The following is a 26755-nucleotide window of genomic DNA, read 5'->3' as shown; positions in this document are numbered from 1 at the left end:
GGTTACGTGCCGGGACGCCCGGCAGGCGGCGACGGCTCGTAGCTCAGCTCCGAGAACAGCTCCTGCAGCTCCTCGCGGGTCAGATCGCGCCATTTGCCGGACGGCAGGCTGCCGAGCGTGATGTTCATGATGCGCACGCGCTGCAGCCGGCGCACCCGGTAGCCGAAGGCGCTGCACATGCGCCGGATCTGCCGGTTCTTGCCCTCGGTGAGCACGATGCGGAACACCCGCTCGCTGACGCGCGTCACTTGGCAGGGCAGCGTCATGCCGCCAAGGATGCGCACGCCCTCGCTCATTCCTTTGAGGAAGGACGGCGTCACCGGCCGGTCGATCGTGACGATATATTCCTTTTCATGCTTGCCTTCCGCCCGGAGGACGCGGTTGACGATGTCGCCGTCGTTGGTCATGAGGATGAGGCCCTCGGAGTCCTTGTCCAGCCGTCCGATCGGAAAGATCCGCTCCTGATGCCCGACGAAGTCGACGATATTGCCCTCGACATGCAGCTCCGTCGTCGACGTGATGCCGACCGGCTTGTGCAGGGCGATGTACACATGGCGGCTGTGCGTCGACAGCAGCTCGCCCTTTACCCGCACCTCGTCGCCCGCCTCCACCTGGCTGCCGAGCAGCGCCGTCTCGCCGTTGATCGTGACCTCTCCGCCGCTGACCAGCTTGTCCGCCTCCCGGCGGGAGCAGTAGCCGGTCTCGCTAATCCACTTGTTGATACGCACCTTGCAGACACCCCGTCTTCTACGCGGTCCGGCATCGCCGGCGCCGCTGCTGATGGCTTGATTGTACCATATTTCTACTCCGCTTCACCCTGGTAAGCCGGCAAAAGCACCGTCACCGACGTGCCCTCGCCAAGCTTGCTCGCGATCCGCATGCTTCCCTTATGCGATTGGATGATCCGCTGGCTGACCATGATGCCGAGGCCGGTTCCCGTCTCCTTGGCGGTGAAGAACGGATCGCCGATGCGGGGAATGATGTCCTCGGGTATGCCGATGCCTTCATCGGTGATGCAGATCGCGACCTCTCCTTCATGGGGATGGTCGATGTCGAACGTGACGTTGCCGCCGGCCGGCATCGCTTCGATCGCATTTTTGATGATGTTGATGAACACCTGCTTGAGCTGGTTCTCCTCGCAGGAGACGAGGCATGGCTCGCGGGTGAAGCGGGTGTGGAAGACGGCATTTTTGAGATGGCCCTCGCTGTCGAGCAGCGAGATGACGTCGCCGAGCACGTAGCGCACGTCCTTCACCTGGAACCGCGCCGCCTGCGGCTTGGCCAGGATGAGGAATTCGCCGACGATCAGGTTGATTCGGTCGAGCTCCGCCAGCATGATGTCGTTATGGCGCAGGCTCAACTTGCCCGTCTCCTGCTGCAGCTGGAGGAAGCCGCGCAGCGTCGTGAGCGGATTGCGGATCTCATGCGCCACGCCGGCCGCGAGTTGGCCCACCGTCGTCAGCTTTTCCGAGCGGAGCAGCAGCTCCTCCATCTGCGAGCGGGAGGAGATGTCGCGCACGACGCTCACAAAGCCCCATGCCTCGCCCTGCGCGTCCCGCAGCGCGTTCAGCGAGCAGCTGACGCGGATATACGTGCCGCAGCGATGCCTCCACTCCTCCTCCGCGGGAGGCAGCAGCTCTCCGCTCACGAGCCGGGCGAGCTCCGCCTCCTCGTAGACGCTGTGCTGCGGATGCACGAGCTCGCGGATGTCCTTGCACAGCGCCTCCTCCTCCGTGTAGCCGAACATCTGGCAGAAGGCGCGGTTCACCTTGAGCAGGCGGAAGTCCAGGCCGATGATGACGATCGAATCGGCCGTATTCTGGATGATCGACTCCAGCTGATCCTTGATCCGCTCGTTCTCTTCGGAAGCCGCCCGCAGCTCCCCGGTATGGCGGAGCAGGTTATGGGACATGACCTTGACGCGCCGCGCGAGCTGCGACAGCTCGTCCCGTCCCTCCGCCTCGAGCGGCGTATCGAAGCGGCCTTCGGCCACGTCGCCGACCTTGCGCACGATCGCGCGCAGCGGACGGAGCACGGAACGGATGATGAGCCAAATGAGGCCCATCAGCACGAGGAATATGCCGGCGGCGCCGATCAGCTCGTTGCGGGCATGGATTCCGGACAGATGGTCGATATCGATGCGCTCCACGGCGAGGCTGATCCGGTAGGGGACGCCGTCCAGCGCGAACGGATAGCTGGTGCGCATGATATCCGTGTCCGGCACCTCGGCTTGCGCCATCGCCTGCGCGCTCTCGCGAAGCAAGCGCTTGCCCGTCTCGTCGTCAAAATAGCCGCTGGTCCCTTCGACCAGCAGCGGAGCGCCGCCGTCTTCCATGCGCCAGATGCCGATTTCGAGAATTTGCGGCTCGTATTGGACGATGAGCGGCAGCAGCTCTTCGGGCGTCATGCCCGGGCTGGCCGAAGCGCCTTCCGACCGATAGGTCGAAAAGAGCTTCACGGTCTGATCCGCAACGCTTTTCGTGAAGCGCTCGTATTGGCGCGCCAGCTCCTTGCGGATCAGCACGTCGCTGAAAGCGAGATGAAACAGAAGCATGAGGCCGACCAGCAACGAAATGAACAGGGACAGCTTCGTTTTCAACGTCACCGCCGGATACACATCCTTTGTCGTCCGCGTCTCTTTCGATCATACCATAATTATCGAACCGCCCGATATTCGCCGACAGAAGCAAAAGACTCAAAAGCTAGCGGGACTCCAAACGGCCCTTCCATCCCCATGTGGATGATTTATAAACAGAACTATCCCCAGTCCGAGCAAGTTATCCCCATAATTACGGCGTTTTCCACAGGGGAGTCGTGGATAGATGGAAAGAAGATTCAAACAATTTATCGTTATCCACAATCTTGTGCACAACATGTTAACAAAAGAATGTTTGTTCGGGGCATAATTCGACAAATTATGACGATCCCGATTCGCTCTTGCGGCGCTCGTTTCGAGTCTTGGAAAGCTGGAGAAGGCTTTTCCACAATTGTTGTGCATAATCGGGCGGAGTTGCATTGCGGCTGCGGATCAGGCACAATGGAGCCAAACTTTACGCGGCCGCTGGCGGCCGCATCAAGGCAGGGATGAAAGCTTGCAGCATCGAGAAGAAGACGAGCGCTGGATGAGGGAAGCGATCGCCGAGGCCCGCAAGGCCGAAGCGATCGGAGAAGTGCCGATCGGCGCGGTCGTCGTGCGCGGAGGAGAGATCATCGGCCGGGGCTTCAACCGCCGCGAGACCGGGCTCGATCCGACCGCCCATGCCGAAATGCTGGCGATCCGCGAGGCGAGCGAGGCGCTCGGCGCGTGGCGGCTGCTGGAATGCACGCTGTACGTCACGCTGGAGCCTTGCCCGATGTGCGCCGGAGCGATCGTGCAAGGAAGGGTGCAGCGCGTCGTCTACGGAACGCCGGATCCGAAGGCCGGCTGCGCCGGCACGCTGATGAACCTGCTGCAGGAGCCGCGCTTCAATCATGAGGCGGCGCTCGTGTCGGGCGTCCTGCAGGAAGAATGCGCCTCTCTGCTGACCGATTTTTTCCGGCGGCTGCGCCAAATGAAAAAATCAAGCCCCTCGTAAGCGCAACAAAGGCCTCTGCCGATCCGAGCGACGGAATCCCACCTTCGCTCTCCCCGGTCAGAGGCCTTTTTTCATCTGCTTTTCCAGTCTCTGCTCACGTTGACGCTGCTGGAGTTCCACGATCAAGCCATCCGCTTCCTCGCTGATCGCGAGCACCACCGGATCCGTCAGGCTTCCTTTCGCCTCGGCCGCCTCGTACAGCTTCTTCCTCAGATCCTGCAAGCGCTCCAGCATTTCCTTTTTTTCCATCAATGGCCCAGCTACGCTCCTCGCCTCGGGTCGCCCCTCGTCATGTAGCTCTTATTATACCCCGTATGGCGGAAGCTTGTTTGTAGGAACTTGTCGACGGTTTCCAAGAAAATGAGCGAAATAATCGACAATGGCAGAGGGATTTTCGATCTATTTACCTAATTTATAGGACTTTTATCCCACAACTCTCGGGACCACGATGATCAGAACAATCAGTGCAAGGAGGAACAGCCAAGCAAGCGGATGGGCCCAGTTGAGCGTGAATCCGATGCCGGACCGCTTCTCCACGAACACGGACGCGTCGTTCCGATTCCAGTAAAAGGCGCCGAGCTTCCAGTTGGCGTCCTCGCCGGGAACCGGTGCATCCCGGCGGCCGCGGCCGAGCCGCATCATGCCGAATGCCGAACCGCCGGCGAGCAGCAGCGGCACGAGGCCGATCGCGCCGATCCAGACGCCATCCTGCCCTCCGCTGCCGTACAGCATGAACGCTTGGGTAGCGCCCATGAAGACGAGGATGCCGAGGCCGAGCAGCAGCATGAGCATCGACATGCCGCGGCGGTAGCGGACCTGCTGGTCGCGGTGCTCTTGCGGCGCCCCCGGGGCGAGCCTGAGCCGCGCCGCGCCGATCGTATAGTTCGCGAACAGGAACGCCGCCAGCACGGTGAGCTGCGCGAGATTCAGTCCGAACACCGCCCCCGGAGACTTCGGCTCGATCCGGTCCGGCAAGCCCTGAGCGTTGTAGTGCAGAATGACGGGATCGACGATCCGGTCGTAAAAGAGCGCCGCCGCTCCGGCGGAGATGGCGATGACGAGCAGATGCGGCAGGAACCAAAGCAGCGGATACGCAAGCCGCTGCCGGCTGCGGATCGTCAGGTCGGCCGCCCCCCGGCTCTCCTCCTCCTCCGCCCAGCCCCGCTCCTCCTTGAGCCGCGTCGTCCTGCCGTGGCTGAGCACGAACCAGCCTCCGGCCGCCGCGAGCTGCAGCAGCAGGGCGGCTACCGGCAGCGCGCTCGTCCAGACGCTCAATTCCTCCTCGGACCCGCCGCCGTTCAGCACGGCGAGGGCGGCCGCGATGGCAGCGATGAGCGCCGACAGGCCGAAGACGCCGGAGCGGTAGCTGCGTTTCAAGCGAAGCACCTCGGGATCGCTTTCTCGGCCGGCCGGCAGCGCCACGCCGAACAGGATGTTGCTCGGCGCCAGCGACGGCTGCAGCAGCGTAGCGCCCGTCGTGAGGGCATAAGTCCCCCCCAGCACGAGCCATGCGGCGAGTTCATTCGTCATGATGGATCCTCTCCTTTCAAGCTGCGGTACGCCGAGCGGCATTGCTCGACGAATTCCTCCTCCTCCATGCTGCGGCAGACCGACTCGGCGGCCAAGGAGCGCAGCTGCCGGCTCATCATGGCCCGGAATTCCGGCGTCGCCGGCACGGAACCGAGCGGCTGCACGACTGCGCCCTTCTGGCGATGGATCTGCACGTAGCCTTCCTGCTTGAGCCGCTGGTACGTCTTGTTGACCGTATGCAGATTGATGCTCAGGTCACCGGCGAGGCTGCGCACGGACGGCAGGCTGTCGCCTGAAGTCAGAGAGCCGTCCGCGATGCCCCGTACGATCTCGTCGTACAGCTGGCTATACAGCGGCAGCTCGGACTCGTAGTCGAGCGTGACGATCATCGAGAATCACCCCTCATTCCATTTGTTATATATTAAGTATAACAGATATTCAATGCATACCGCAACCCGTCGTTCTAGCGGCTTGTCCCTCCTCATACAATGGAGCATCGAGCAGAATCGGAAGGAGGAAAGCCGTGACGGATCGGACCAGATCGGGCGGACGCGACCGGCGTCCCGAAGCGGCCGGCAGCTTCGAAGGATGGGTGTATTGCCTGGACAGCGGCCGGCTGCAGCCGGCAGGCGAAGGACATTACGTCTTCCGCACCGGATTCCGCACCTGCGGTGGCGTCGTCTATCCGGTCGCCGTCCGCCGGCGCAGCCTGCGGGGGCCGCATCTCATCCTCTCCTCCTGAAGCCGGCGACGGGGGAGAGAGCGGTGATCGGGGCAGGAGAGGCAGCGCGTTCGGTTGCATCGTCCGGCGGAAGCGTGCTATATTGGTTCTGATGCGCGCCCGTAGCTCAGCAGGATAGAGCAACAGTTTCCTAAACTGCAGGTCGTACGTTCGAATCGTATCGGGCGCGCCATTATATTCGACCTCAAACCCTTGCGGAGCAAGGGTTTTTCTTTTATCACAACCCGCCAGCCCAAAAGTAAAAATTGCTCGTGGGGTCAATCTGGGGTCACTTGCTATTTTCCTTGCCGTCTTATTGCTATACCCTGCTCGGACGGCCACCCCCGTGGAATCCGAACACCGCTCTGCTTTTCAATTATTGCCTTCCAAGCGGCCCTCCTTATGTTGAATTAAAGGACATCAGAACGTCTTTATAAAATGAAAAAAGAGAGCATTCAGCTCTCTTTAATCAAACTTAATCCAAAAACCAAGAATCAGAAAAAATAAACTAAATGAAAACGCAATAATCGCAACATATTTATTGTGATTCCATGTATTAATTCCCTTGATTATAAATAATATAGCTAATGTGGTTGATATAATCACGAAGCTCGGAGATAAGAAAAACATAAGGACATTGAAAATTATGGCAAGTATTATGATTGTTCTAAACCAAATCGGATTTCTCATTAAAGAACCCATAAAGCCCTCCTAAAAAAGAATAAAGACGGATTTTATCCGTCCTTATATTATACCTACATTGCGTTTACGTACAAATATGCTTTTCCAATATTAGATTTAGCGTCTTGATAAGAATTATAGGCTTGTAGGGCTTGAAATCCAGCACCTCCTGCAAATGGAATCCATCCAACTAATGTTTCCAAAGTAGCTGCAGATAAGCCTGACAGGACTAGGAAACTCCCATAATCAAAAACAAAATCATTGTAGTCATTAGTAAACATATCAATGCTTGATTTAGCATCTTGGTAATACATATTAGTCCGCTTAACCGTTTTTTTAGCATGGGAGCCGGCTGGTGCCGCGTAAGCAGTACCACTCCAATCAAGATTGCTGTAGGTAGCAAAAGTATAAGTTTGAAGGTCAGCCGTGCTGTAATAATGCGAGTGAGTAGGTATTCCACCTTTATCGGCTGCTGCTGCAGCTAAAGCAACTCTCGCCGAAGCTTGAACCTGACTCGTAACTTTGCTAGACTCCAGGGACACTTCTTGATTATTTACAATAAACTGATTAGAAGCTGTTATTTCGTAGGTATTGATGTCTGTTCGATCCTTAAAATCTCTTTCATACGCAGGGATACCTTGGTACTCAGGTGCTAACGTATAATCAATTTCTTCAACCATAGTATATTTCACATTTCCGTTATCATCATTTCTTGTGATTGTAACCACTTTCTTTTCAGTACCAAGATATTCCCCATTACTAGAAGTGAGTTGTTTTGTTTCGACGTTTTTAAAGTCAGACTGATTTGCATTTTCATTAATTGCTGCGCTAGCCGGAGCTACAGAGGCCAGAAGGGATGCTGCAATAGATGCTGCTAGAATTTTCTTAACAACCAAGATAATCCACCTCTATGTAATTTATTAGTATGCACACGAATCATATTACTTTTTTAAGGGAAATGAATCATGCAATATACCCATTTATCAACTAGTACTTGGGTTCTATTAATTTAACAGAAAATTCTATATTATTTAAATAATCATTACAGAAGAATCAAGTCAACACCATAGTTTAACATCGGCATTGGTTCTCAAAATAGCTGCTTGCACAGGCCATTCTGACGTTAGCTCTTTCGTAATTCATGTGAGCTATCTCTTTAAATAGAAAAAGGCACCTTTGCAGGTACTTAGACGAATGGTAGGATTTCCTCCGAAATTTAAATCGCAAATCATACGTTGGAGAAGCTCAAGCGTAAACTGCGTAAGATGTTGTTTACGACCTAGGAGACACGCAAGGCCATCCGGGCCCTATGCCAGGAGCGCAGGCATTGGTGCCTCTACTTTATTGGCTCATTCTCGGCGGAATTCGCCGTGACGAGATGCGTGCTTTTCAGTGGTCTCAAGTGAATTCGCTGGAGGTGGGATCTGGATCGTGAAGCAGATCACGTTCGACTAGGTCGGCAAACGTCATTAAGGACGAGGAACGAGCAATTTGACCCCCATCTCCTGGGGTCAATCCGGGGTCAAAACGTTGATTTTCATTGATTAGACATGACTAAAGTTGAACATCCATTGCCGCGAAACCTTGCTAAAACAAAGGGTTCCCGGTAATCTTGAATATAGGCGAAGCGCGATTTGTCAGTTTCCTAAACTGCAGGTCGTACGTTCGAATCGTATCGGGCGCGCCATTCACTAAACTAATTCAATCGGACGGGAGCTGGAGAGCACATGTAGAATTTCTTGCAGTCGGAAAGTCAGCCCGCGTTTTTCGCGTGGTTCTTTTTGACGGGCAAGAAAGCTGCATTCCTCTTCGGCTACCCGTGTCAGCATGGGAGTCGGCCCTTTATGGAGCCGATTCTTTTTTTCTGCATCTTCATGCGGGCTGCGGGAAGGGGAAGGCACCTTTCTTGCAGCCTATTTTTTATGGATGCAGGAGGGTGAACCATTCGATGTCCTTGATTCAGGTTACGAACCTTACTTTCGCCTACGACGGCAGCTACGATCCCATATTCGAAAAGGCCAGCTTCCAGCTCGACACCGACTGGAAGCTCGGCTTCACCGGCCGCAACGGCCGGGGCAAGACGACCTTCCTCCGGCTGCTGCTCGGAGAGCTCGACTACGCCGGCCAGATTTCCGCGGACGTGGAGTTCGACTACTTCCCGTTCCCCGTCGACCAGCCGTCGGATCAGACGCTGGACGTCATCGACCGGCTCGTCCCGGACTATGCCTTCTGGGAGCTGAAGCGCGAGCTGACGCTGCTGCGGGTGGACGAGGACGCGCTTTATCGGCCGTTCGAGACGCTGTCCAGCGGCGAGCAGACCAAGGTGCTGCTGGCGGCGCTTTTCCTCAAGGACAACCGCTTCCTGCTCATCGACGAGCCGACCAACCATCTCGACGCGGAGGGCCGCCAGCTCGTCAGCGACTATCTCCGATCCAAGAAGGGCTTTATCCTCGTCTCCCATGACCGGGCCTTCCTGGACAACTGCATCGACCACGTCCTCTCCATCCAGAAGAACAAGATCGACGTCCAGAAGGGCAGCTTCTCCTCGTGGTGGGAGAACAAGCAGCGCGAGGACCAGTTCGAGCTCGGAGAGAACGAGAAGCTGCAGAAGGAGATCAAGCGGCTGACCGACGCTTCCCGCCGGACGCGGGAATGGTCGCATGCGGTGGAGAAGAGCAAAAACGGCACGACGAACTCCGGCTCCAAGCTCGACAAGGGCTATGTCGGCCACAAGGCCGCCAAGATGATGAAGCGCTCCCTGACGGCGGAACGGCGGCGGCAGTCGTCCGCGGACGAGAAGGCGAAGCTGCTCAAAAACGTCGAGAGCGCCGACAGCCTGAGCCTGTCGCAGCTGAGCTATCATCGCGACCGGCTCGTCGAGGCCGTCGACCTGTCGATCCGCTACGGCGGCCAGGCGGTGTGCTCCGGCGTGCGCTTCGACATCGGGCAGGGGGACCGCGCCGCCATCACAGGCCGCAACGGGTCCGGCAAGTCGAGCCTGCTGCGGCTCGTCTGCGGCGAGCCCGTGCCCCATGAAGGCGCGCTCCGCATCGGCAGCCAGCTGAAGATCTCCTATGTGTCGCAGGACACCTCCCGTCTGCAGGGCGATCTGACGAGCTACGCCCGCTCCTGGGGCATCGACGAGAGCTTGTTCAAGGCGATCCTGCGCAAGCTCGACTTCGCCCGCACGCAGTTCGACAAGGATATCTCGTCCTACAGCGGCGGCCAGAAGAAGAAGGTGCTGATCGCGCGCAGCCTGTGCGAGCCGGCGCATCTGCATGTGTGGGATGAGCCGCTCAACTTCATCGACGTCATCTCCCGCATGCAGATCGAGGAGCTGCTGCTCGAGCATGAGCCGACGCTGCTGTTCGTCGAGCATGACCGCGAGTTCAGCCGGGCGGTCGCGACGAAAACGATCGAGCTGTAAGCTTTTTTCTCCTTGATCTGGAATATCGAGGCGTCCCTTCCGTTATAAGGAGTAGGAAGCATCAACTTGAGAGGAAGTGGCGGCATGGGGTTGTTTGACGGATTGATGGGCAATGCATCCGAGCTGAATCCGGCCGATGTGCAGCGGGAGTTCCAGCATATGCTCGCCCGCAACGAGCGGGTCGAGAAGGGCTACAAGCTGATCCGCGACATGTTCATCTTCACCGATCGTCGGCTCATTCTGGTCGACAAGCAGGGCCTTACCGGCAAAAAGACGGAGTATCACTCGTATGCGTACAAGAGCATCACGCATTTCTCCATCGAGACTGCCGGTCATTTCGATCTGGACGCGGAGCTGAAATTCTGGGTGTCGGGGAACCCGAGCCCCGTCACCAAGACGTTCAACAAATCGCTCAACATTTACGAGCTGCAGAGCGTGCTGGCCGAATTCGTCTGCAAGTGAACGGAGAGCCTCCTTGGCGGGGCTCTTTTTTCTTTACAGCTTTTTCGCGTTGTGATATTATCATTTATGCTAAATTGATGTTTTCGAGACGTGGCTCAGCTTGGTAGAGCGCTTGCTTCGGGAGCAAGAGGTCGCAGGTTCAAATCCTGTCGTCTCGACCATATTTCTTCGATACCGCCCCGCTGTCGCCGACAGCGGGGCTTTTTGCATCCTTTTTCCGCCAGGCGTCGTATGTTCCGGACCGGAAGTTTATAATAGAACCATAGACTCAGCATAGAAAGGCGGACGGATATGGGCATTTTCGACTTTCTCAAAGGGCAATTCATCGAGGTCATCGAGTGGCTGGACGGCACGGGAGACATGGTCTACCGCTTCCCCGTCTACGACAATGCGATCAAAATGGGCGCGAAGCTCGTCGTACGCGAATCCCAGGCCGCGATCTTCGTCAACGAAGGCCAGATCGCCGATGTGTTCGGTCCCGGCACCTACACGCTGAGCACGCAGAACCTGCCGGTGCTGACGGCGCTGCGCTCGTGGAAATACGGCTTCAACTCGCCGTTCAAGGCGGATGTCTACTTCGTCAGCACGCGCAATTTCACCCAGCTCAAGTGGGGCACGACGAATCCGGTGCTGATGCGCGACGCCGAGTTCGGCATGGTGCGCCTGCGCGGCTACGGCACATATGCGCTGCGCGTCGGCGATCCGGCGCTGTTCCTGAAGGAGATCTTCGGCACGCAGGCGAGCTTCTCGGCCGAGTCGATCGCCGGCTACCTCAAGTCGCTCATCGTCTCCGGCGTCAGCGACCTGCTCGGCGAATCCCGCATTCCCGCGATCGACCTCGCCGCCTCCTATGACGAGCTCGGCCAGACGGCCGCCGCGAAGCTGCAGCCCCGCTTCGCCGCCATGGGCCTCAGCCTGACGGCGCTCACGGTCGAGAACCTGTCTCTCCCCGAGGAGGTGGAAAAGGCCGTCGACCGCCGCTCGTCGATGGGCGTCGTCGGCAATCTCGACACCTACCTCAAGTACCAGTCCGCCGAAGCGGTGCGCGAAGCGGCGAACAACCCCGGCGGCGACGCGGGAGCCGGCATCGGCCTCGGCGCCGGCATGGCGATGGGCCAGGCGCTCGGACGGGCGCTCGCCGGACAGGGCGAGCCCGCAGCCGCGGACAACGCGGCGGCCTCCCCGCCAGGCGCAGCCGGAGCGGCCGCGCGCAGCGACGGCCCGCCGTCCGGCGGCCAGCCCGCACGCGGCGGCGAAGCGCCGGCAGGCGGCGCGCCTGCGGACCGCTCCGCCGCCCCGGAGGCGCCGGCCAAGAAGTTCTGCTCCGAATGCGGGCAGCCGCTCGCTCCCGGCGCGAAGTTCTGCTCGAACTGCGGGACCAAGGTGTAGCGCGCCATGGAGGAGCAAGCCATCGCCAAGGACGCGATCCGCTTCCCCTGCTCGAGCTGCGGCGGTCCGATGCTGTTCGACGCCGACACGCAGCAGCTCAAATGCGCCTACTGCGGACGACTGCAGGACATCGAGGCGGACGGTTCGGCGCCGATCGAGCATGCGCTGGACGGCGACGAGGGCGGCGCCTTGACGGACTGGGGCCTCGAGCAGGTCGCGGTGCGCTGCGGCAGCTGCGGCGGCGAGAGCTTGATCCCGGCGCAGCAGACGGCGGCGATCTGTCCGTTCTGCGGCTCGCCCAAGGTGCTCCCGCATGCGCAGGAGCAGCTGATCCGCCCCGAGTCGCTCATTCCCTTCCGCATCGACCGGGACGACGCGGCCGCATCCTTCCGCGCCTGGAAGAAGAAGCGCTGGTTCCTGCCGAACGCCTTCAAAAAAGAAAACACGGCGGTCCAGCTCTCTGGCATCTACATTCCCTACTGGACCTACGACGCCGACACCGCCTCCTCCTACAGCGCGCGGCGCGGCGACTACCATTACCGCCCGGTGACGCGGACGCGGGTCGTCGACGGCAAGACGCAGACGTATACGGAGATGGAGCGCTACACGGTATGGAGGTCGGTCAGCGGCCATTACGACCGCTTCTTCAACGACGTGCTCATTCCCGCATCCGGCCATTATGACGCGCAGCTGCTCGACCGGCTCGGCAACTTCCGGCTGGACGGCCTGCTCGGCTACAAGCCCGACTACTTGAGCGGGTACATCGCCGAGCGCTATTCGGTCGGCCGCGACCAGGGCTGGGAGCGGGCCCGCCGGCGCATCGACGCCATGCTGGAGGACGACATCCGCTCGGAGATCGGCGGCGACGAGATCAGCGGCCTGACCATCGGCACCCAGGTGGCGGGCCGCACCTACAAGCATCTGCTGCTCCCGGTCTGGAACGCCGCCTATACGTACCGCGGCAAGCCGTTCCGCTTCATGGTCAACGGCCAGACCGGCCTCGTCTCCGGCGAGGCGCCGCGCAGCCCGTGGAAGATCGGCTTTTTCACGCTCGCCTGCCTGGCGGTCGCTGCCGCCATCGCGTGGATCGTCATGCAGCAGCAAGGTTAGCTCCGGTTCGAATCGTATCCGGCCTCTTCGTTCCCATTCGGCGCAGCTGCGCCGATCCGCATCCGCTGCGGACCGCAAAAAAGCGCCCGCCCTCTCCGGAGGGCAGGCGCTTCTTTGTGCTTTATTGGGCCAAGGAAGGCTCCGGTTTCGGCTGAACGAACCGGCAACGAACCGGCACCCGCGGATGGCCGATGCCGCTATCAGCGGGTTGGAGGGGCCGCCGCGCCGAGCGCTTCGGCGAGCTTGTCGACCGGCTGCGCGTCCGCCGGAATCTCCTGCGTGAACGCGGCCGGCTCATTCAGCTTGCTGTACGTCGTCGCGCCGCTCAGAACGGCCTTGAACGAGGCCGCGCCCTGCGGATCCGTGTAGGAGACGTTCAGGTCCAGGCTCTGGTAAGCCAGCTTGCCGTCCTTGATCGCTCCGATGAGCTTGACCTGCTCCAGCTTGAGCTGCTCGCGCAGCTGCTTGGACAGCTCGGAGTTCGGATCGGCCAGCTCCTTGCGGCTCGCCTCGGCCTCGGCCCTGTCCAGGCCGAGCGCCTGCAGATAGGCTTCGTTCGCCAGCACGACGTCGAGCACCGCCGGCAGCGCCTGCTCGGCCACGACGGCCATCGCCTGCTCGCCGCTCGCGCCGTCCGCCTGGAACTGCACGATAGAGTCCGCCTCCAGCCCTTGGGGCAGATTCGCTTCCTCCGGCTTCAGGCTCTTGAAGTAGGTCTTCTCCTCGAACGGCTTCATGAAAGCCGCTCCCGCCTCCAGCATGAGCCGCTGCTGGACCGACGGATCGAGCTTCTGCATCGGCTCGCCCTTCTCGCTGGCGAGCTTGTCGGCATCAATGACGACGTACTTGCCGGCCAGCTCCGACGGGATGAGATCCGGCACCTGGATGTATACCTTGTCGCCCGTCATGATCATCGGCAGCGTCAGCTCCATCGGCGCCGACGGCAGCGTCAGCTTGACGGTCGCGTCTGTCCGCATCGGCTCCCGCTGGTAGATGCCGTCCATCTGAATCGTCATCCCCTTGGCCAGCTCCGCCATCAAGCCCGACAGATCCGGCTGGCCCTCCGGCTTCGCCGGCTCATCGGCGGCCGGCTGCGGCAGCTGAAGCTCCTTGAACGTCGCGGTCGACTGGAACGCGTACGAGCCAGCCGCGCTCAGCTCGGCAAGCGCCTGCTCCAGCTCCGCCTTCGGCGAAGCCTCTTCCCCCGTGCAGCCGGCGACCGCGAGCAGCGCGGCAGCGCCGAGCCCGGCAGCGGCAAGCTTCAAGGGGCGTGTCATGAACTTCAATGCATTTCCTCCTCTATCTCATTCCCATGCTCGTGAACCGACTCTCTGTATTCTAGCATCGCCCGCGGCCGTTGAATAAGAGCGAGAACAAGACGGCCTGCTTTTCGCGATACGAATAACGTCCAGTATAGCAAATAAAGCCGCTCCCCTCAAAAGGGAAACGGCTCCAATCCGATCGCGGGGGCCGTCGATCAGCCGCCTTCCGGATTATGATGATCGACATGATTCCGGTTTTTGACCTTCTTGCTGCCGGAAAGAGGCTGCTGCGGCTGTCCATGATCATGCCCCTGGCGGGAGGCCTTGCGGTCCTCGTCGGGGTTCGGGACAGGAATGCTGTCAGGCTTGCTCATGCGCGCGTCTCCTCCTTTCATGCATCGTAAATGGAATCAAACCGAGCGGCTCAGCTCAGCGGATGATCCAGGTCGGTTTCGTTTTCATGGTTCAGATGGTCCTGGTGGCGCCGATCCTCGGTCTGCCGCTGAAGCTGGTTCGCCTGATGAGCGTTGACCGGCTCCTGCTCCAGATCCTTCACGACGTTCTGCAGGTTCTTGTCCACGGCGCTTTTATTTTTGGTCATCGCTCGCTCTCCTCCCGCTACGCTTTGGTCAGGCGATGCAGAGCCTGCGCGCATTCATGCAGATGGCGGCGATAGTCTGCCACCTGCTGCTGCACGAGCTCCTTGCGCTCGTCGATCGTCTTTTTGGCTTCGTCCACATCAATGAGGCTGATCTCCACCTCGCGGCTGTCCACATAGGTCACCTTGAAGTCGTACGAATACATCTGATGCCCGGCCCCGTAAATCGTAACGCGGAGCGAGCGGTCATCCGCCTCGTCCTCGAACACCTCGCAGCGATCGGTCTCGTTCAAGACCGTCGGCAGCGTCTCCCGCCAGGCCTGCGCCAGCCGGGCCTGATCCAGCTTCAGCTCGTCAACTTTGCTCATGGTCGCCTTCCACCTCCATTCCCTAGGGTGCGACCGGATCAAGGTTTCTATGCTTGGCGGGTGCTGGAACCGCCGCTCCATTTACGCAAAAAACCGATCCCTCTTCAGGGATCGGTCGATTTTTCCGTATGGCGGAGAGAGTGGGATTCGCTCCGTCGCACAGCGCCTAACCGGCGCTGATCATGCTCCTATCACGCCTGGGCCTACAAACACGATGTGTTTGCTTTACGGCCCGTTCGAATCCCACCTCGCCCTACGCAAAAAACCGATCCCTCTTCAGGGATCGGTGGATGTTCCGTATGGCGGAGAGAGTGGGATTCGAACCCACGTGGGCTTGCACCCTAACGGTTTTCAAGACCGCCCCGTTATGACCGCTTCGGTATCTCTCCTCAAGGCAGTTACCCGAGCATTGTACCATAGGGCACTTGTCTCAGGCAACCGGCCCCGAACGGAAAGCTAGCCGCGCGGACCGATCTTCTCGATGCCGCCCATGTAAGGACGGAGCACCTCCGGCACGACGATCGTGCCGTCCGCCTGCTGGTAGTTCTCCAGCACGGCTGCGACCGTACGGCCGACCGCGAGGCCCGAGCCGTTGAGCGTATGCACGAACTCCGGCTTGCTCTTGGCGTCGCGGCGGAACCGGATGCCGGCCCGGCGCGCCTGGAAGTCCTCGCAGTTGGAGCACGACGAGATCTCGCGGTACGTGCCGGCGCTCGGCAGCCACACCTCCAGATCGTACGTCTTCGCCGCGGAAAAGCCCATGTCGCCCGTGCACAGCTGCAGCACGCGATAAGGCAGGCCGAGCAGCTGCAGGACGCGCTCGGCGTTTTGCGTCATCGACTCCAGCTCGTCGTACGATTCCTCGGGCTTGGCGAGCTTGACCAGCTCGACCTTATTGAACTGATGCTGGCGGATCAGCCCGCGCGTATCGCGTCCGGCCGCTCCCGCCTCGCTGCGGAAGCAGGCGCTGAACGCGACGAAGCGTTTCGGCAGCTCCTCGGCCGTCAGAATCTCCTCGCGGTGGAGGTTCGTCACCGATACCTCCGCCGTCGGAATGAGGTAGTAGTCACTGTCCGTCAGCTTGAACAGATCCTCCTCGAACTTCGGCAGCTGGCCGGTGCCCACGAGGCTGTCGCGATTGACGATCTGCGGCGGCAGCACTTCGGAATAGCCGTGCTGGTCGCTGTGCAGATCCATCATGAAGTTGAGCAGCGCGCGCTCAAGCCGCGCCCCGAGACCCGTGTAGAACACGAAGCGGGAGCCCGTCACCTTGGCGGCGCGCTCGAAGTCGAGCAGCCCCAGGCTCTCGGCGAGATCCCAGTGAGCCTTCGGCTCGAAGTCCAGCGCTGTCGGCTCCCCATGACGGCGGATCTCGACGTTGTCTTCCTCGCCTCCGCCGACCGGCACCGATTCATGCGGCAGGTTCGGCACGGCCAGCACGATCGCTTCCATCTCCTCGTCGAGAACGCGCAGCTCTTCGTCCAGCTCCTTGATCCGGTCGCCGACCTCGCGCATCTCGATGATCAGCGCTTCGGCGTCGCCGCCGCTTTTCTTGAGCTTGGCCACTTCCTGGGACACCGTGTTGCGGCGGGCCTTGAGCGTTTCGCCTTCCTGGATGATCGAGCGGCGCTTGGCATCCAGCTCGGGGAAGGCGCTGATCAGCTCCAGCGGCTTTTTGCGGTCGTTCAAGGCCTGAGCGACGCGGTCGTATTCGTTGCGAAGCAGTTTGAGATCCAGCACGAGACGTCTCACCTTTCTTTATGGGGAAATAACGGAAGGAAGGGCGGACGGTCAGCCCGTTCGCCCTGTCGCTTCCTTTGTTATGCTTGCGTCTTGGCCGCTGCCGCCTCACGCACCATGTCCGCGAAGTAGGCATGCAGCCGGTAATCGTCGGTCAGCTCCGGATGGAACGACGCTGCGAGCAGCGAGCCTTCGCGGGCCGCGACGATTTCGTCTTTGTACACCGAAAGCACGTCCACGCCAGAGCCGACGCGGCCGATCAGCGGCGCGCGGATGAATACGGCGCGAATCGGCTCGTCGATGCCCTTGATGTCGAGCTCCGTCTCGAAGCTTTCCCGCTGACGGCCGAAGGCGTTACGGACGACCGTCATGTCCATGAGGCCGAGATGGGCCTCCTCGCCGCCTTCGATTTCCTTGGCGAGGACGATCAGCCCCGCGCAGGTGCCGAACAAGGGCTTGCCCTGGGCATGGAACTGCCGGATCGCCTCGATGAAGCCGTACTTGCGCATCAGCTTGCCGATCGTCGTGCTCTCGCCGCCAGGAATGACCAGTCCGTCCAGCGTCTCCAGCTCTTCCGGACGCTTGACCGGAACGGCTACCGCTCCGGCGGACTGAAGGCTGCGGATATGCTCGGCCACAGCGCCTTGCAGCGCCAGGACGCCAATTTTAGGGGCCATGAAGCGATTACCAGCCGCGGTCGGACATGCGCTCATGCGACGCCAGCTTGGAGATCTCGATGCCTTTCATCGGCGCGCCCAGGTTTTTGGACACTTCCGCGATCAGCTTGTAGTCGGTGTAGTGAGTCGTCGCCTCGACGATCGCGCGGGCGAAGCGCTCCGGATTGTCGGACTTGAAGATGCCGGAGCCGACGAAGACGCCGTCTGCGCCCAGATGCATCATGAGGGCGGCATCGGATGGCGTCGCTACGCCGCCAGCGGCGAAGTTGACGACCGGCAGCTTGCCCGTCTCATGCACGTTCAGCAGCAGCTCGTACGGCACGCCGAGATTTTTCGCTTCCGCGTACAGCTCGTCCTTGGACAGGCTTTGCACCTTGCGGATCTGGCCCGTGATCAGGCGCATATGACGCACGGCTTCGACGATGTTGCCCGTTCCCGGCTCGCCCTTCGTGCGCATCATGGACGCGCCTTCCTGGATGCGGCGAAGCGCCTCGCCCAGATCCTTGGCGCCGCATACGAACGGCACGGTGAATTCGCGCTTGTCGATGTGGAACACCTCATCGGCAGGCGTGAGCACTTCGCTCTCGTCGATGTAGTCCGCTCCCAGCGCTTCCAGCACGCGCGCCTCGACGTAGTGGCCGATACGGGCTTTGGCCATGACCGGGATGGAGACGACCTTCATGACTTCCTCAAGGACGGTCGGATCCGCCATGCGGGCGACGCCGCCGGCCGCGCGGATATCGGAAGGCACGCGCTCAAGCGCCATGACCGCCGTAGCGCCGGCCGCCTCCGCGATTTTCGCTTGCTCCGCATTCATGACGTCCATGATGACGCCGCCTTTTTGCATTTCTGCCATGCCGCGCTTGACGCGCGATGTACCTGTCTCCAACATTCCCATTTCCTCCTATAGTCTGATCAATCCGAGCGGATTATCCGAGCATGATTATCCCAAATTCTATCATCATTCCCCTTGGCGGGACAACATCTTAAAACAAATTCACGATGCCTTTGAACAAGCCGGAGAAGAACTCTCCGATGCCGCGCATCATGAGCGAGAACCAGCCCGCCTTCTCGACGTCCTCAGTCGCGACCAGATTGAGCTGCTTCGTCACGACCGAGCCGGACTCCGGATCCTTGAACTCGTACGTGACGGTGCCGATCTTCTGTCCGACCTTGACCGGCGCGACGAGCTCTCCGTCCGCCGGCAGGCTCGTCGAGGACACGACCGCCTGCGGCGTCGAGCCCTTCTTGACCATGAGCGAGAAATCCGATTCGGTCGCGATCGCTACGGTCTTGCTCTTGCCTTTGGCTAGTTTAACCGTTTCGGCCGATTCTACGACGGACTTGGGCTGCACGATCGTCTTGCGCTCCAGGTTGGTGAACGCCCAGTCGTAAAGCTTGCGCGTCTCGAGGAACCGCTTGCCCTTGTTCTTGGTGCCGTATACGACGCTGATCAGACGCGTGTCGCCGCGCTTGACGGTGCCGGTGAAGCAATAGCCGGCCGCGCTCAGGTAGCCCGTCTTCATGCCGTCCACTCCGTCATACGTATACTGGGCAAAGTTCGCATTGCCCTTGTTGCCCTCGAGCATCCAGTCGTTGTTGATCATCGGCTTGTCGTCCCGCTCGCGGAACTTGATGGAAGGAATCTTGGAATAGTCCAGAAACTCCGGATGCTCCTTGAGGATCGTCATCGCCAGCTTGGCCGTGTCCTTGGCTGCGATCAGAGTCGTATCGAGCAGGCCGGTCGAGCTGGTGAAGGTCGCCGTCGTCAGTCCGATCTCCTGCGCCGTGGCGTTCATCATCTCCACGAAGCCCGCCTCGCTGCCGCCGAGCTGCGTCGCCAGCGCGACCGTAGCATCGTTGGCCGAAGCGACGGACATCGCCGTATAAAGCTCCTTGACCGTATGCGTATCGCCTTCGGCCAGGTAGATCTGCGAGCCGTCTGCCGGCGTGCTTGCCGCTTCCTTGCTGACGGAAACCTCCTGCTCCCAGCTGAGCTTGCCTTCCTTGATCGCCTTGAGCACCATGTACTCGGTCATCATCTTGGTCATGCTCGCCGGCGGGAGCGGCTTGTCGATGTTGTAGCTGTACAGCAGCTGCCCCGTGTCCGCGTCGATGACGATCGCGGCGCTCACCGCCAGATCAAGCGGATTCGAGCTCGGGTTCTTGTCCGGATAGCTTGGAATCGTTGCAGGCGCGGTGGCTGCGGGCGCATCGGCTGCGGACGCCGCGTTCGTTGCCGTATTGGTAGTCGCTGCCGCATAGGCAGCTGGAATCGTCGAAGTCGCCGCGCAGGATCCTGCGAGCAGGGAGGCCGCCATGATAGCGGAGATGACCGGCTTTGCGAGCGCCGGAGCCAATCTTGCTTTCAACGTTTATTCTCTCCTTCACATGGGTTTGTCCAGCCCTTATTGTACCATACCGTCAACGAGACAGGGGATGTTTTTGCTTCGCCCTACGGCCCCTCGATCCCGCAAGACGCAAAAAAACAGGCCGCGCTGGCGGCCTGCCTTTGTAGAAGAAGCGGTTCCGGCGAGCTTCCTCTCGCTTAGAGCGAGTAGTTCGGAGCTTCCTTGGTGATCTGGACATCATGCGGATGGCTCTCGCGCAGACCGGCGCCCGTGATGCGGATGAACGACGTGTCGTTCTTCAGCTCCTCGATCGTCGCCGTACCGCAATAGCCCATGCCCGCGCGCAGGCCGCCGATCAGCTGATGGACCGTATCGGCAAGAGGTCCCTTGTATGGGAGACGCCCTTCGATGCCTTCCGGCACGAGCTTGTTCTCGTTCTCTTGGAAATAGCGGTCCTTGCTGCCTTCCTTCATCGCGCCGAGCGAGCCCATGCCGCGATAGACCTTGAACCGGCGGCCTTGATAAATCTCCGATTCGCCTGGGCTTTCTTCCGTTCCGGCGAACAGGCTGCCGATCATGATCGCGCTCGCTCCAGCGGCGATCGCCTTGGTGATGTCGCCGGAATATTTGATGCCGCCGTCTGCGATGACCGGCACTCCATATTCGCGGGCAACCGTCGCGCAGTCATAGATCGCCGTGATCTGCGGCACGCCGATGCCGGCGATGACGCGGGTCGTGCAGATCGAGCCGGGTCCGATGCCGACCTTGACGACAGAGGCGCCTGCCTCGATCAGATCGCGCGTCGCCTCGCCGGTCGCCACGTTGCCCGCGATGATCGTCAGGTCCGGATAGTGGCCTCTGAGCGTGCGGACCATCTCGATGATATTGATATGATGGCCGTGCGCGGAGTCCACGACCAGCACGTCGATCCCCGCCTTGACAAGGGCTTCGGCGCGCTCCAGCGAATCCTTGGATACGCCGATCGCGGCTCCGCAGAGCAGCCGTCCCTGCTTGTCCTTTGCCGCTTTCGGGAACTGGATCGCCTTTTCGATGTCTTTGATCGTGATGAGGCCCTTGAGCGTGTTCGTCTCGTCGACGAGCGGCAGCTTCTCGATCTTATGCTTCTGCAGCAGCACCTCGGCCTCCTGCAGCGTCGTGCCGACCGGAGCGGTGACCAGCTCCTCGCGCGTCATGACGTCGCTGATCTTCATGGAGTAATCGTGTACGAATCGAAGGTCGCGGTTCGTCAGGATGCCGACCAGCTTGCCTGCATCATCGACGATAGGAACGCCCGAGATCCGGTATTTGCCCATAAGCTCCTCGGCGTCATAGACATGATGCTCCGGCGTCAGGGAGAACGGATTGGTGATGACGCCGCTCTCGGACCGCTTGACCCGATCGACCTCTTCCGCCTGCTGGGCCACGCTCATGTTCTTATGAATGATGCCGATGCCGCCCTCGCGAGCCAGCGCGATCGCGAGCGCCGCCTCCGTCACGGTGTCCATGCCCGCGCTGATGAGCGGAATGTTGAGCTTGACCGACTCGCTTAGTCGCGTACCGATCTCCACTTCCCGAGGAAGCACTTCCGAGCGGCGGGGGACAAGCAGAACATCGTCGAAGGTAAGGCCTTCCTTAGCGAATTTCGTTTCCCACACGAATGATTTCCTCCTAATTCTTATGGCTTGCCGAATATATTATTGACCATCTTAGCAGAGGGGTCTAGGGCTGTCAAGGCAAGGAAAATCCTGCTTTCATAAGGATTTTCAAGCCTTTCCGGCACCGATTCGGACCGTTTTCGCGAGCCTTTAGGAGGAGGCTCCGGCCGGCTTGGCCGGCATCGGATACAGGCATTTCGGACTCCAGAGCAGATACTCCTTGACGCCCGCATCCTCCGCTGCGCGAATCTGCTCCCGCAGCTCCGCCTCTCCGTACACCCGGTGCGGATGAAGCCAGGTCGCCGTAAAGCTCTGCAGCCAAGGACGGATCGCAGCCGGCTGCGTCCCTCCTTGCAGCAGATGGCGGTTGCGCGCCGAAGCATCCGTCATCGCTTTATGAATGACTTCGAATGGACTCAGGTCCGGCTCTGCGATGCCGTACATCCCCGGCGAATAGTGGGAAGGATACACCATCGGCGAGATCGAGTCCACGCGCGAAGCGACGGTACGCCAGGACTGGCCGATGCCCATATCGTCCGGGGAAGAGGTCACGAGTCCAAAAACATCGGCCGAAACCTTCGCTCCTGTGCGATGGATCGCATCCGCGGCTTGTCCGAGAAAAGCGCCGATCGCCTCGCTCTTCGCTCCCGCGCCGGCTCCGTAGTCGAGCTTCGCCTCCGTCGCAGCGCCGTTGGCGGGGAAGCGGACATAGTCGAACTGAATTTCGTCGAATCCAAGCTCGGCCGCTTCCTTGGCGATAGCGATGTTGTAGCTCCATACTTCCTTGCGGTGAGGATTGATCCAAGCCTTGCGCTTCGCGTCCCGCCACACTTTCCCGTTCTTCTGGTGAATCGCCCAATCGGGCACTTTGCTCGCCAGCAGCGCGTCCTTGAATACGACCTGCCGCCCGATGACATACACGCCGGCTCGATGGAGCTGCTCGACCAATGCTTTCGGATCGTCGATCAACGGCCTGCTGTCGGTGCCCAGCCGCTTCGCCAGCTTGACCTGGGAAGCATAGGTCATCAAGCCGTAGTCATCCTTGATGTCGATGACCATCGCATTCAGCTCGGTGCGGGCGACCAGCTCCATCAAACGCCCCATCGCCCGTCTGCTGCCTGCGGCGTAGCCGGACACATAGATGCCTCTTACCGGCTCTTCCCGCTTTGTCGCAGAAGCTCGGGCCGGCGTCTCGACCGCTGCCGCCAGCTCTACGTCCGCCGGGGGCGAAGCTCGCCAGACGCCAGGCAACGAAGAAGATACGGCCGCACCTGGAGCTTTCCGTTCCAGAGCGGACGGCACGCTCTTTGGCTGGCTCTGCTCTCTCTCAGGACTGGTTCCCTCCAGCCCCCCTTGCGAGCAGCTGGCCATCAGCAGCGATGCTGCAGCGGCGGCTGCCAGTCCAATCTCCCGGCCTTTCCTGCGGCCCTTTTGCATGACGCTCCCTCCTTGAACCCATCGGTGAACGTAGTATGGACTTTATTCCCTTTAAAAACCCCATTGCTCCAGCTCCAGAAAATGATGGCAACAAGTTCAGGTCGGAACGAAGGCATGCTTGGTTCGTCCCGTTCCGGTTTATGCCCCAAATGCAAAAAGCCGCCGCATCCGAAGATGCGGCGGCTCGTGATTGCAAGTGCTTGGCGACGTCCTACTCTCCCAGGACCCTGCGGTCCAAGTACCATCGGCGCTGGAAGGCTTAACGGTCGTGTTCGGGATGGGTACGCGTGGTTCCCTTCCGCCATCGCCACCAAACGTCCTGCTTGCTCAAGGCGTAGGCTTGCGCCCTGAAAACTGGATCGAACGAAATGCCGTGCTGACCGGCTGTTCTTGCTTGAATAGGATAAGCCCTCGACCGATTAGTACTCGTCAGCTGCACACGTTGCCGCGCTTCCACCTCGAGCCTATCGACCTGGTCGTCTTCCAGGGGTCTTACATACTGGGAAATCTCATCTTGAGGGGGGCTTCGCGCTTAGATGCTTTCAGCGCTTATCCCGTCCGTACGTAGCTACCCAGCGGTGCTCCTGGCGGAACAACTGGTACACCAGCGGTACGTCCATCCCGGTCCTCTCGTACTAAGGACAGCTCCTCTCAAATTTCCTGCGCCCACGACAGATAGGGACCGAACTGTCTCACGACGTTCTGAACCCAGCTCGCGTACCGCTTTAATGGGCGAACAGCCCAACCCTTGGGACCTACTTCAGCCCCAGGATGCGATGAGCCGACATCGAGGTGCCAAACCTCCCCGTCGATGTGGACTCTTGGGGGAGATAAGCCTGTTATCCCCAGGGTAGCTTTTATCCGTTGAGCGATGGCCCTTCCATTCGGTACCACCGGATCACTAAGCCCGACTTTCGTCCCTGCTCGACTTGTTGGTCTCGCAGTCAAGCTCCCTTATGCCTTTGCACGCTTCGAATGATTTCCAACCATTCTGAGGGAACCTTTGGGCGCCTCCGTTACATTTTAGGAGGCGACCGCCCCAGTCAAACTGCCCGCCTGACACGGTCCCTTCACCGGTTTCACGGTGACAGGTTAGAACTCCGATACGATCAGGGTGGTATCCCAACGGCGCCTCCACCGAAGCTGGCGCTCCGGCTTCCTAGGCTCCCACCTATCCTGTACAGATCGTACCAAAGTCCAATATCAAGCTGCAGTAAAGCTCCATGGGGTCTTTCCGTCTTGTCGCGGGTAACCTGCATCTTCACAGGTAGTAAAATTTCACCGGATCTCTCGTTGAGACAGCGCCCAAGTCGTTACGCCATTCGTGCGGGTCAGAATTTACCTGACAAGGAATTTCGCTACCTTAGGACCGTTATAGTTACGGCCGCCGTTTACTGGGGCTTCGGTTCACAGCTTCGGGTTGCCCCTAACCGCTCCCCTTAACCTTCCAGCACCGGGCAGGCGTCAGCCCGTATACTTCGCCTTACGGCTTCGCACAGACCTGTGTTTTTGCTAAACAGTCGCTTGGGCCTTTTCACTGCGGCCCCCTCGGGCTATTCACCCTACCGAGGCACCCCTTCTCCCGAAGTTACGGGGTCATGTTGCCGAGTTCCTTAACGAGAGTTACTCCGCGCGCCTTAGCATGCTCTGCTCGCCTACCTGTGTCGGTTTGCGGTACGGGCACCTTCGCCTGGCTAGAAGCTTTTCTTGGCAGCTGGAGATCATGACCTTCGGTACTGTAAATTTCCCTCCCCATCACAGCCCAGCCTTACGGTTTGCGGATTTGCCAACAAACCAGCCTCACTGCTTGGACGGACACATCCATCGGTCCGCGTCACTACCCTTCTGCGTCACTCCATTGCTCATAACGGCTTACGGTGGTACAGGAATATCAACCTGTTGTCCTTCGACTACGCCTTTCGGCCTCGCCTTAGGTCCCGACTTACCCTGAGCGGACGAACCTTCCTCAGGAACCCTTAGGCTTACGGCGGATCAGATTCTCACTGATCTTTTCGTTACTCATACCGGCATTCTCACTTGTGTACTGTCCACCAGTCCTTGCGGTCTGACTTCAACCTATACACAACGCTCCCCTACCCAATGCTGCCAAGCTTGCGCTTGCAGCTTTGCCATAGCTTCGGTGGTGTGTTTAGCCCCGTTACATTTTCGGCGCAGAGTCACTCGACCAGTGAGCTATTACGCACTCTTTAAATGGTGGCTGCTTCTAAGCCAACATCCTGGTTGTCTGGGCAACTCCACATCCTTTCCCACTTAACACACACTTGGGGACCTTAGCTGATGATCTGGGCTGTTTCCCTCTTGACGATGGATCTTAGCACTCACCGTCTGACTCCCGGTTATACATGACTGGCATTCGGAGTTTGACTGGACTTGGTAACCCTTGGCGGGCCCCGCACCCAATCAGTGCTCTACCTCCAGCATGCTCGACACCGAGGCTAGCCCTAAAGCTATTTCGGGGGAGAACCAGCTATTTCCGAGTTCGATTGGAATTTCTCCGCTACCCCCACCTCATCCCCGAATTTTTCAACATTCGTGGGTTCGGGCCTCCAGTGCGTGTTACCGCACCTTCACCCTGGACAGGGGTAGATCACCCGGTTTCGGGTCTACACCCACGTACTAAAGGCGCCCTATTCAGACTCGCTTTCGCTGCGGCTCCGTCTTCCCGACTTAACCTTGCACGTGAACGTAACTCGCCGGTTCATTCTACAAAAGGCACGCCATCACCCCTATAACGGGCTCTGACTTTTTGTAAGCGCACGGTTTCAGGTTCTATTTCACTCCGCTCCCGCGGTGCTTTTCACCTTTCCCTCACGGTACTGCTTCACTATCGGTCGCCAGAGAGTATTTAGCCTTGGCAGATGGTCCTGCCGGATTCCCACGAGGTTTCACGTGTCTCGCGGTACTCGGGATCCGTCTCGGAGGGAGCAGGCTTTGAGCTACAGGGCTTTTACCTGCTATGGCGGGCCTTTCCAGACCTCTTCGCCTAACCTGCTCCTTTGTAACTCCGTGTGAGACGTCCCACAACCCCAGGGGGCAAGCCCCCTGGTTTGGGCTAATCCGCGTTCGCTCGCCGCTACTGACGGAATCACTATTGTTTTCTCTTCCTCAGGGTACTTAGATGTTTCAGTTCCCCTGGTATGCCTCACGCAGCGCTATGAATTCACGCTGCAGTAACTGGGCATTACCCCAGCTGGGTTTCCCCATTCGGAAATCCCCGGATCAACGCTTGCTTACAGCTCCCCGAGGCCTATCGTGGTTCGCCACGTCCTTCATCGGCTTCTGGCGCCTAGGCATCCTCCGTGCGCTCTTAGTAGCTTAACCATCACCGATCCGTAGATCAGCGTCAGCTAAGAAACAGCTATCGGATGTTTCAGCATTTCATTTCGTTCGTATCCAGTTTTCAAGGAACAAGTGGTTGAAACTTTTGTTGGTGGAGCCAAGGAGGATCGAACTCCTGACCTCCTGCTTGCAAGGCAGGCGCTCTCCCAGCTGAGCTATGGCCCCGTATAAGGTTCCGTCTCCAAAGAGACAAATGGTGGGCCTTAGTGGACTCGAACCACCGACCTCACCCTTATCAGGGGTGCGCTCTAACCAGCTGAGCTAAAGGCCCTCGTCGATATGGACTTGGATCACCATGGAGTTCATCTCGGCGCTTCCATCAGGAAGAACGTCGAAAACTCCTCTAGAAAGAGGTTTGCTCTTTCAAAACTGACAACGAGTGAGGGACAAGCCGGTTGTGAAGTCTTGCGAC

General features: G+C 59.5%; 22 protein-coding genes, 5 tRNA genes and 2 rRNA genes. 8 read left to right on the top strand and 21 right to left on the bottom strand.

What is annotated here, in order from left to right; genetic code table 11:
- Positions 1-2: 2 nt before the first annotated feature.
- Together rluF and GE073_RS00665 are read right to left on the bottom strand one after the other, a co-directional pair.
- Positions 3-728 carry a 23S rRNA pseudouridine(2604) synthase RluF gene (rluF, locus tag GE073_RS00670; RefSeq protein WP_028600721.1) on the bottom strand — a complete coding sequence of 242 codons (726 nt, stop codon included), beginning with the start codon at positions 726-728 and terminating at the stop codon, positions 3-5.
- 74 nt (positions 729-802) lie between these two features.
- Positions 803-2605: an ATP-binding protein gene (locus GE073_RS00665; RefSeq protein ID WP_153782541.1), complete on the bottom strand. Its 1803-nt coding sequence runs from the start codon at positions 2603-2605 to the stop codon at positions 803-805.
- 487 nt (positions 2606-3092) lie between these two features.
- On the opposite strand from GE073_RS00665, the gene tadA reads away from it, so the two are divergent.
- Positions 3093-3575 (top strand): tRNA adenosine(34) deaminase TadA, encoded by a 483-nt coding sequence (gene tadA / locus GE073_RS00660; RefSeq protein ID WP_153782540.1) that lies wholly within the window; start codon positions 3093-3095, stop codon positions 3573-3575.
- A 57-nt stretch (positions 3576-3632) separates the two neighbouring features.
- Here the strand turns inward: tadA and GE073_RS00655 are convergent, their stop codons facing one another.
- From GE073_RS00655 to GE073_RS00645, 3 genes are all read right to left on the bottom strand, one after another.
- Entirely contained in the window at positions 3633-3824 is a 192-nt protein-coding gene (locus GE073_RS00655; protein WP_028600724.1) for an aspartyl-phosphate phosphatase Spo0E family protein, read from the bottom strand.
- Between the two features lie 174 nt (positions 3825-3998).
- Positions 3999-5105, bottom strand: a complete 1107-nt coding sequence (locus GE073_RS00650) for a DUF5808 domain-containing protein (protein ID WP_028600725.1) — start codon at positions 5103-5105, stop codon at positions 3999-4001.
- Positions 5102-5494, bottom strand: a complete 393-nt coding sequence (locus tag GE073_RS00645; protein WP_028600726.1) for a GntR family transcriptional regulator — start codon at positions 5492-5494, stop codon at positions 5102-5104. Before GE073_RS00645 ends, GE073_RS00650 begins: the two co-directional genes overlap by 4 nt.
- A gap of 134 nt (positions 5495-5628) precedes the next feature.
- On the opposite strand from GE073_RS00645, the gene GE073_RS00640 reads away from it, so the two are divergent.
- Both GE073_RS00640 and GE073_RS00635 read left to right on the top strand, forming a co-directional pair.
- Positions 5629-5847: a hypothetical protein gene (locus tag GE073_RS00640; protein WP_028600727.1), complete on the top strand. Its 219-nt coding sequence runs from the start codon at positions 5629-5631 to the stop codon at positions 5845-5847.
- Between the two features lie 95 nt (positions 5848-5942).
- A tRNA-Arg gene (locus tag GE073_RS00635) sits at positions 5943-6019 on the top strand.
- A 562-nt stretch (positions 6020-6581) separates the two neighbouring features.
- On the opposite strand, the gene GE073_RS00630 is transcribed toward GE073_RS00635, so the two are convergent.
- Positions 6582-7403, bottom strand: coding sequence for a hypothetical protein (locus GE073_RS00630; RefSeq protein ID WP_153782539.1), 822 nt, complete (start codon positions 7401-7403; stop codon positions 6582-6584).
- A 1052-nt stretch (positions 7404-8455) separates the two neighbouring features.
- On the opposite strand from GE073_RS00630, the gene abc-f reads away from it, so the two are divergent.
- From abc-f to GE073_RS00605, 5 genes are all read left to right on the top strand, one after another.
- Positions 8456-9934: a ribosomal protection-like ABC-F family protein gene (gene abc-f, locus GE073_RS00625; protein ID WP_101808297.1), complete on the top strand. Its 1479-nt coding sequence runs from the start codon at positions 8456-8458 to the stop codon at positions 9932-9934.
- Positions 9935-10018: 84 nt separating this feature from the next.
- Positions 10019-10396: a PH domain-containing protein gene (locus GE073_RS00620; protein WP_028600729.1), complete on the top strand. Its 378-nt coding sequence runs from the start codon at positions 10019-10021 to the stop codon at positions 10394-10396.
- Positions 10397-10480: 84 nt separating this feature from the next.
- A tRNA-Pro gene (locus GE073_RS00615) sits at positions 10481-10557 on the top strand.
- 130 nt (positions 10558-10687) lie between these two features.
- On the top strand, positions 10688-11785 hold the full coding sequence (locus tag GE073_RS00610; RefSeq protein ID WP_101808296.1) for an SPFH domain-containing protein: 1098 nt from the start codon (positions 10688-10690) through the stop codon (positions 11783-11785).
- Between the two features lie 6 nt (positions 11786-11791).
- Positions 11792-12895 carry a hypothetical protein gene (locus GE073_RS00605; RefSeq protein WP_101808295.1) on the top strand — a complete coding sequence of 368 codons (1104 nt, stop codon included), beginning with the start codon at positions 11792-11794 and terminating at the stop codon, positions 12893-12895.
- A gap of 200 nt (positions 12896-13095) precedes the next feature.
- Here the strand turns inward: GE073_RS00605 and GE073_RS00600 are convergent, their stop codons facing one another.
- The 15 genes from GE073_RS00600 to GE073_RS00535 form a co-directional block, all read right to left on the bottom strand.
- The gene (locus GE073_RS00600) at positions 13096-14181 is read right to left on the bottom strand and encodes a hypothetical protein (protein WP_146000478.1); all 1086 of its coding nucleotides are present in this window, start codon (positions 14179-14181) and stop codon (positions 13096-13098) included.
- Between the two features lie 191 nt (positions 14182-14372).
- On the bottom strand, positions 14373-14531 hold the full coding sequence (locus GE073_RS00595) for a small acid-soluble spore protein P (RefSeq protein WP_028600732.1): 159 nt from the start codon (positions 14529-14531) through the stop codon (positions 14373-14375).
- A 50-nt stretch (positions 14532-14581) separates the two neighbouring features.
- The gene (locus GE073_RS24940) at positions 14582-14758 is read right to left on the bottom strand and encodes a hypothetical protein (RefSeq protein WP_180968417.1); all 177 of its coding nucleotides are present in this window, start codon (positions 14756-14758) and stop codon (positions 14582-14584) included.
- 17 nt (positions 14759-14775) lie between these two features.
- Positions 14776-15123, bottom strand: coding sequence for a hypothetical protein (locus tag GE073_RS00590; protein ID WP_028600733.1), 348 nt, complete (start codon positions 15121-15123; stop codon positions 14776-14778).
- Positions 15124-15423: 300 nt separating this feature from the next.
- Positions 15424-15512: transfer RNA gene (locus GE073_RS00585), tRNA-Ser, on the bottom strand.
- A gap of 67 nt (positions 15513-15579) precedes the next feature.
- Entirely contained in the window at positions 15580-16863 is a 1284-nt protein-coding gene (gene serS / locus GE073_RS00580) for a serine--tRNA ligase (protein WP_101808293.1), read from the bottom strand.
- A gap of 80 nt (positions 16864-16943) precedes the next feature.
- Positions 16944-17540 (bottom strand): pyridoxal 5'-phosphate synthase glutaminase subunit PdxT, encoded by a 597-nt coding sequence (gene pdxT, locus GE073_RS00575; protein ID WP_101808292.1) that lies wholly within the window; start codon positions 17538-17540, stop codon positions 16944-16946.
- 7 nt (positions 17541-17547) lie between these two features.
- Positions 17548-18432: a pyridoxal 5'-phosphate synthase lyase subunit PdxS gene (gene pdxS, locus GE073_RS00570; protein ID WP_205621437.1), complete on the bottom strand. Its 885-nt coding sequence runs from the start codon at positions 18430-18432 to the stop codon at positions 17548-17550.
- A gap of 94 nt (positions 18433-18526) precedes the next feature.
- A complete protein-coding gene (locus GE073_RS00565) occupies positions 18527-19912 on the bottom strand; it encodes a D-alanyl-D-alanine carboxypeptidase family protein (RefSeq protein ID WP_028600737.1) in 1386 nt (461 codons plus the stop codon).
- A gap of 176 nt (positions 19913-20088) precedes the next feature.
- On the bottom strand, positions 20089-21546 hold the full coding sequence (gene guaB / locus GE073_RS00560; protein WP_153782538.1) for an IMP dehydrogenase: 1458 nt from the start codon (positions 21544-21546) through the stop codon (positions 20089-20091).
- 150 nt (positions 21547-21696) lie between these two features.
- Positions 21697-22983, bottom strand: a complete 1287-nt coding sequence (locus GE073_RS00555) for a putative glycoside hydrolase (protein ID WP_101808291.1) — start codon at positions 22981-22983, stop codon at positions 21697-21699.
- A 198-nt stretch (positions 22984-23181) separates the two neighbouring features.
- A 5S ribosomal RNA gene (gene rrf, locus GE073_RS00550) occupies positions 23182-23298 on the bottom strand.
- Between the two features lie 84 nt (positions 23299-23382).
- Positions 23383-26325: ribosomal RNA gene (locus GE073_RS00545) — 23S ribosomal RNA — on the bottom strand.
- Positions 26326-26432: 107 nt separating this feature from the next.
- A tRNA-Ala gene (locus tag GE073_RS00540) sits at positions 26433-26508 on the bottom strand.
- Between the two features lie 29 nt (positions 26509-26537).
- Positions 26538-26614: transfer RNA gene (locus GE073_RS00535), tRNA-Ile, on the bottom strand.
- Positions 26615-26755: the final 141 nt, after the last annotated feature.

The sequence above is a fragment of the Paenibacillus sp. B01 genome (genome assembly GCF_009649995.1).
Taxonomy (GTDB): domain Bacteria; phylum Bacillota; class Bacilli; order Paenibacillales; family Paenibacillaceae; genus Paenibacillus_O; species Paenibacillus_O pasadenensis.
This window is presented reverse-complemented; position numbering and strand designations above follow the sequence as displayed.

Bases quoted from the DNA above. Each gene is read 5' to 3' on its own strand.
- GE073_RS00655 (WP_028600724.1), bottom strand. From the start codon at position 3,824: ATGGAAAAAAAGGAAATGCTGGAGCGCTTGCAGGATCTGAGGAAGAAG.
- GE073_RS00650 (WP_028600725.1), bottom strand. From the start codon at position 5,105: ATGACGAATGAACTCGCCGCATGGCTCGTGCTGGGGGGGACTTATGCC.
- GE073_RS00645 (WP_028600726.1), bottom strand. From the start codon at position 5,494: ATGATCGTCACGCTCGACTACGAGTCCGAGCTGCCGCTGTATAGCCAG.
- abc-f (WP_101808297.1), top strand. From the start codon at position 8,456: ATGTCCTTGATTCAGGTTACGAACCTTACTTTCGCCTACGACGGCAGC.
- GE073_RS00620 (WP_028600729.1), top strand. From the start codon at position 10,019: ATGGGGTTGTTTGACGGATTGATGGGCAATGCATCCGAGCTGAATCCG.
- GE073_RS00610 (WP_101808296.1), top strand. From the start codon at position 10,688: ATGGGCATTTTCGACTTTCTCAAAGGGCAATTCATCGAGGTCATCGAG.
- GE073_RS00605 (WP_101808295.1), top strand. From the start codon at position 11,792: ATGGAGGAGCAAGCCATCGCCAAGGACGCGATCCGCTTCCCCTGCTCG.
- GE073_RS00595 (WP_028600732.1), bottom strand. From the start codon at position 14,531: ATGAGCAAGCCTGACAGCATTCCTGTCCCGAACCCCGACGAGGACCGC.
- GE073_RS24940 (WP_180968417.1), bottom strand. From the start codon at position 14,758: ATGACCAAAAATAAAAGCGCCGTGGACAAGAACCTGCAGAACGTCGTG.
- GE073_RS00590 (WP_028600733.1), bottom strand. From the start codon at position 15,123: ATGAGCAAAGTTGACGAGCTGAAGCTGGATCAGGCCCGGCTGGCGCAG.
- pdxT (WP_101808292.1), bottom strand. From the start codon at position 17,540: ATGGCCCCTAAAATTGGCGTCCTGGCGCTGCAAGGCGCTGTGGCCGAG.
- pdxS (WP_205621437.1), bottom strand. From the start codon at position 18,432: ATGTTGGAGACAGGTACATCGCGCGTCAAGCGCGGCATGGCAGAAATG.
- GE073_RS00555 (WP_101808291.1), bottom strand. From the start codon at position 22,983: ATGCAAAAGGGCCGCAGGAAAGGCCGGGAGATTGGACTGGCAGCCGCC.